The organism is Thermococcus sp. Bubb.Bath (assembly GCF_012027595.1).
Lineage (GTDB): Archaea > Methanobacteriota_B > Thermococci > Thermococcales > Thermococcaceae > Thermococcus.
Genome location: NZ_SNUR01000023.1, coordinates 1 through 496 on the forward strand (window position 1 = coordinate 1; position 496 = coordinate 496).

General features: G+C 55.6%; 1 protein-coding gene. It reads right to left on the reverse strand.

Annotated features, from left to right (window positions below; genetic code table 11):
- On the reverse strand, nucleotides 1–496 hold a 496-nt coding region (locus E3E29_RS11335; RefSeq protein ID WP_240922870.1), incomplete at both ends, for a metallopeptidase TldD-related protein.

A 496-nucleotide genomic window follows, 5' to 3' on the forward strand; every position in this document is an offset into this window, starting at 1 on the left:
CCGCCCTCAACGTAGCGCTCGCTCATTGTGACATACTCTGGGGCAATCTGCTTGCCGATGAGGTCCTTAAACGGTGAGTTTATCGTTAAGTCCGCCTCTGCAAGGTGGCCAAGAGCTTCGTGGGCGATGATGCCGACGACTATTGGGCCCGCTACGATAGGCCACTCGCCGCGCTTTGGAGCGATGCCGTCCAGCTGGGAGTGCATCTTCCTGAGGAGCCTCTCAGTCACCTTCTCGTTGGGCTCGTAGTCTGTCATGAGCTCCCAGCCGTAGTCAACGGCTCCGATGCTGTCCCTTGCCATCGCAAGCTTTCCTTCCTTCTTTCCGGTAACGTAGGTTCCCTGGAAGAGGTAGTTGTAGTCCCACTCTATTCTGGTCCCCTCGTTGGTGAGGAGTATCTTCTGCCCGCTGCCGTCTTCGTAGCGTATCTGAACGCTCTTTACTGCATTATCCTCCTTGAGGAGCTTCTCAAGCTCCCTAAGGTGAGAGACTTTCT